The sequence below is a fragment of the Paracoccus sp. (in: a-proteobacteria) genome, assembly GCF_035556475.1.
Classification (GTDB): Bacteria; Pseudomonadota; Alphaproteobacteria; order Rhodobacterales; family Rhodobacteraceae; genus Paracoccus.
In genome coordinates this window covers 1-4,638 of record NZ_DATMFA010000128.1, presented here as the reverse complement: position 1 = coordinate 4,638, position 4,638 = coordinate 1, and the positions used below count along the sequence as shown (strand labels likewise).

Annotated in this window: 7 protein-coding genes; 2 read left to right on the top strand and 5 right to left on the bottom strand. The window is 66.2% G+C overall.

Annotated features, from left to right (window positions below):
* Both VNQ78_RS18420 and VNQ78_RS18415 read left to right on the top strand, forming a co-directional pair.
* The coding region (locus VNQ78_RS18420) for an aldo/keto reductase (RefSeq protein WP_325692526.1) at positions 1–655 on the top strand (655 nt) is incomplete at its 5' end.
* A complete protein-coding gene (locus tag VNQ78_RS18415; RefSeq protein WP_325692524.1) occupies positions 652–1,419 on the top strand; it encodes an SDR family NAD(P)-dependent oxidoreductase in 768 nt (255 codons plus the stop codon). The genes VNQ78_RS18420 and VNQ78_RS18415, both read left to right, overlap by 4 nt.
* A 25-nt stretch (positions 1,420–1,444) precedes the next feature.
* Here the strand turns inward: VNQ78_RS18415 and VNQ78_RS18410 are convergent, their stop codons facing one another.
* From VNQ78_RS18410 to VNQ78_RS18390, 5 genes are all read right to left on the bottom strand, one after another.
* Entirely contained in the window at positions 1,445–2,941 is a 1,497-nt protein-coding gene (locus VNQ78_RS18410; RefSeq protein WP_325692522.1) for a class I adenylate-forming enzyme family protein, read from the bottom strand.
* On the bottom strand, positions 2,941–3,294 hold the full coding sequence (locus tag VNQ78_RS18405) for a hypothetical protein (protein ID WP_325692520.1): 354 nt from the start codon (positions 3,292–3,294) through the stop codon (positions 2,941–2,943). Before VNQ78_RS18405 ends, VNQ78_RS18410 begins: the two co-directional genes overlap by 1 nt.
* Complete coding sequence (locus VNQ78_RS18400; RefSeq protein ID WP_325692518.1) at positions 3,287–3,706, bottom strand: hypothetical protein; 420 nt, start codon at positions 3,704–3,706, stop codon at positions 3,287–3,289. The genes VNQ78_RS18405 and VNQ78_RS18400 overlap by 8 nt, the downstream gene beginning before the upstream one ends.
* Positions 3,703–4,230 carry a PaaI family thioesterase gene (locus tag VNQ78_RS18395; RefSeq protein WP_325692516.1) on the bottom strand — a complete coding sequence of 176 codons (528 nt, stop codon included), beginning with the start codon at positions 4,228–4,230 and terminating at the stop codon, positions 3,703–3,705. Before VNQ78_RS18395 ends, VNQ78_RS18400 begins: the two co-directional genes overlap by 4 nt.
* Positions 4,231–4,247: 17 nt before the next feature.
* Positions 4,248–4,638: 2-oxo acid dehydrogenase subunit E2 (locus VNQ78_RS18390; RefSeq protein WP_325692514.1), on the bottom strand; the 391-nt coding region annotated here is incomplete at its 5' end.

The window sequence follows — 4,638 nt, the reverse complement described above, 5'->3', positions numbered from 1 at the left end:
TATCATCCGCTGCGCCGAGGACAGCCTGCGCCGTCTGGGCACCGACTGGATCGACCTCTATCAGCTGCATGAATCCGACCCGACCACCCCCATTGACGAGACGCTGCACGCGCTCGATCTGCTGATCTCGCAGGGGAAGGTGCGTTACATCGGCACCTCGAACATGGCCGATTGGGAAGTTGCGCAGGCCCATTACATGGCGCGGGAACTGGGGCTGCAACGGTTCGTGTCGCTGCAGGCCGAATATTCGCTGATCCGGCGCGAGGCCGAGGCCGCGACCATCCCCTGTCTGCAGGCGCTTGGCATGGGGTTCCTGCCTTATTTCCCGCTGGCCTCGGGTCTGCTGACCGGCAAATATCGGGGGGGTGACACGGCGGACGGGCGCTTCGCCAAGATCGACCGGCTGGCCAACCGTTACCTGACGCCCGAAAACCTCGCCCGCGTTGAACGCCTTGCGCAATGGTGCGAGGCGCGGGAGTTGGCCATGACCGACGTGGCCTTTGCCTGGCTCTTGTCGAAGCCGCCCGTTGCTTCGGTCATGGCGGGGGCGACCAAACCCGAACAGGTCACCGCGAATGCCCGCGCCGCCGATCTGCGGCTGGATGCCGGACAGGTCGCGGAACTTGAAACTTTGCTGAGCGAGGAAGAAGCATGAAGGTTGCAGTCATTACGGGCGCAGGCTCGGGCCTTGGCGCCGCTACGGCGCGGCGGTTTCACCGCGACGGCTGGAAGCTGGTCCTTGGCGACCTGCGCCCCGAAGGGCTGGCCGAGATCGCCGCGGAATTGCAGGCCACCGCCGTCGCCTGCGATGTCTCGGACGAGGCGCAGGTTCAGGCGCTGGTCCAGACCGCCATCGACCGGCACGGCCGGCTGGATTGCATGATCAACAACGCGGGCATTCTGGGCGCGCTTGGCCCTATCGGCCAGACCGAGGCGCAGGATTTCAACCGCGTGCTCGACATCATGGTCAGCGGCGTCTTTTACGGCACCAAGCATGCCGCGAACGCCATGGGGACGGATGGCGGCTCGATCCTGAATACCGCGAGCATTGCCGGGATCGGCGCCTGGGCCAACCATTCCTATACCACGGCGAAACATGCGGTGGTTGGGCTGACCCGCTCCAGCGCGGTCGAGCTGGCGCCGCGGCGCATTACCGTGAATGCGCTGGCGCCGGGGAATGTCATCACCACCATGACCAGCAACCTCAGCGGCGGCGCTGACGTGGCTTATGAGCGCGCTTTGGGGCGCAATCCCATCCCCTATGTCTGCACGCCCGAGGATATAGCCGACGCCTTTGCCTATCTGGCCGGTCCCTCGGCGCGCGGCATTACCGGGCAGGTGCTGGCCATCGACAGCGGCCTCAGCGTGGCGGTCGTCCCGCCCGCCTATCACCTGTCGCCCAGCAAGTTCGTCGATTGAGAAAGCCCTTAGCCGTGGCCTGAGATCAGGCCACGGTCAACACCAGTTTTTCAATGTCTTCGCGGATGATCTTGCCGCTGGTGCTGCGCGGGAAATCGTCGACGGGGATGAACACCACACCCTTCGGCCGCTTGTAGCCTGCAAGGTTCTCGCGGCAGAGCGCAATCACCGCGTCCTCGTCCAGCGTGTCGTCGATGCGAGCGATCACCGCAACCGGCACCTCGCCCCAGCGTTCGTCGGGGCGGCGCACGACGATGGCGTCGGCGACGCGCGGGTCGGACAGGATCACACGCTCGATTTCGGCGGGATAGATGTTCTCGCCCCCCGACTTGATCAGGTATTTCGAGCGTCCGGCGAATTCATAGCCCTGCCCGGTCCGGCGGAACAGGTCGCCCATATGGAACCAGCCGCCGCTGAAACAGTCGCGATTGACCGCATCGGCATTCCAATAGCCGCTAAAGAGGGTCGGTCCCTTCACCCATGCCTCGCCGGTTTCGCCATCGGCCACGTCCCGCCCGTCCGGGCCGACCAGCCGCAACTCGGTCAGGACGCTCAGCCGCTTGGCGAGGTTGCGCGGCATGGTGCCGGGATGGATCAGATCGGCGGAGAGCGGCGGCATCCCGGTTTCGGTCGCCCCGAAGGAATTGAGGTAGGGCGCATCCAGAAGCCGCGTCACCTCGTCGATGACGGCGGCGGGCACCATGTCGGCCATGGCGCCGACCACGCGAACGCCCTTGATGGTCGGCTGCCGCGCGCGCAGGCCCGCGACCAGCAACTCGGTCGTGGCGGGCACGGTCATCAGCCAGCCGATGGGAAATTCCTCGAGCGCGTCGATGATCCGGTCGGTCTCGAACCCGTCCATGATGACGGTGGTGCCGCCGATCAGCAGGGTCGAGAACAGATGCTCGGACCCGCCCATGTGGAACATCGGCGCCCATGAGATATAGCCGTCCCCCAGCGCCAGCCCCAGATCCAGCCGGAACGCGCACATCCGGGCAATCTGCGCCCGCTGGCTGATGACCGCCGCCTTGGGCCGGCCGGTGGTGCCCGAGGTATAGATGATGTTGAACCCGTCCTCGGGTTCGGCAGCATCGGCAGTCTCGCCGTCACGGCCCAGGGTTTCGATGGCAACCGGTGGGCGCGCGGGACTGGCGGCCAGCGCCAGATCCCGATAGCGGGCTGAGGCGATCACCACGCGCGGATCGACCAGATCCACGCACCATTCCAGCTCGGCCGCGACCAGCCGCCAGTTCAGGCAGGCGACCATCGCGCCCAGCTTGGCAGCGGCAAGCTGGATCAGCGAATATTCGATGCGGTTTTCCGACAGAACCGCCACGCGGTCGCCGCGCCTCACGCCCCTTGCCGCCAGATCGGCGGCCACCCGGTCGCCCAGCCGGATCAGGGTCGCATAGTCGATGCGCCTCTCTCCCTCGACCAGCGCCAGCGCGGAAGGACGCTCGGCCGCGCGCGCGGCGATCAGGCGCCAGACGGTGCTGGAGCCGGCGGAAAGAATGTCGGACATCATGGTTTCTCCAGCATGATGGCGGTCAGGACCGGGGCCTCGCGGTCCTTGGCGGACAGCGTGGCATGGCTGACGCCATCGGCCAGCGTCACGGTCAGATGGTCATCCTCGAACACGTTGCCGGCGAAAAACGCGGTGATCTCGGCGAACTCGACACCGGGGCGGGCGTGCATCGCGGCGCTGATGACATAGGCCAGATTGGCCGGGCCGGGGTTCACGCGGCGCGGACCAAAGCCCGCCGCCTCGGCCGCCTCGCGCCGCAGGTGGATGGCGTTGTCGTCATGCAGCATGGCGCACCATTCGGCCATGTCGGGACCGCTGACCGGGCCAGAGCGAAAGCTCGCGTCACTCATCTCCGCTCACCGGGGTAATCATGGCGAATTCCAGAATGCTCGCCGGACCCGCCGCGTCGGCAAGCGTGATCGACAGGTCCAGATGATCCGCCTGACCAAAGCGGCGGCTTGGCTTGCGGGTCAGCGACAGCACGCGGGTTTTCACGCGATAGCCCTGCCCTACCCGAAGCGTGCCGGGATAGCGCAACGTGCAACGGCCCAGAACCGGTCCGGCATCAAAGGCCAGCCCCATTCCCCGGCTGAAATCCCGGATGGGCACCGGCATTCCGGCCAGCGCGCCCAGATAGGCATGGATCGGATGCGCCCGGTCATCGGTCCGCGCCGGCGCGCCGCTCATCTCACGGACGCGATCGTCGTCGGAAGCCGTCAGGTCGAACCAGCCATCGGGCATTTGGCGCGGATCCGCCATCATCTGCCAATCGCCTGAAAGCGCCGCTCGATCTCCGGGCCGACCGCGTCGAAATAGCTTCTGTCCTTCAGCTCGGACATGGGCATGATCTTGAAGAGGGCGCGGGCGTTCATCACCGGGCGATCGTCCACCGTGCAGCGCATCAGGGCAAAGACCAGATTCCGGGTCCGGCGCGTCACCTCGAGGTCGCCGCAGACCCAGTCGCCGGGAAAAACCATCGACAGGAAGTCGATATTCATCGAAATCGTCGGCACCACCGCCGCGTCATAGCCGACCAGATGCTGGATGCCGTAAGCCTGCATGTCGGTAAACGCGGCCAGCGCCGCGCCATGGCAATAGCCCGACGGGTTCAGATGCCGCTCGGTGCAGCGAAAGCCCACCGCGAATGTGCCCGGCCCGTCCCGCGTAGCGTGGACCGGGCCGAAGGTATGGTTGAAGCCCCCCGGCGACGGCAATTCGATCCAGCCATCGGGCGCGGCCTGCCGCTGCTCCCAGGGTTGAGAATGATAGAAATCGTCAGCGGACATGGCGGCCTCCTCCACGCTCAACACATCATTTTCATCGGCTTTTCGACGTTATTTTTGATTGTATTGAGGAAGATTGCGGCTGTTGCGCCGTCGATTGCGCGGTGGTCTGCGGAGAGGGTGAGGGTGATTGTGGTGGCGAAGCGGACGCCGTTTTGGGGGCATTCTCGGGCTTCGCGGCGGGGTCCGCCGATGGCGAGGATGGCGCCTTGCGGGGGGTTGATGATGGCGTCGAAGGCGCGCAGGCCATACATGCCGAGGTTCGAGAGGGTGAAGGTGCCGCCGCGCAGCTCCTCGGCGGTCAGGCTGCGATCGCGGGCGGCGGCGATCAGGCGGGCGGCCTCGGCCGAGATCTCGCTCAGCGGGCGGGCGGCGGCATTGCGGATCACCGGGGTGATCAGCCCGGCATCG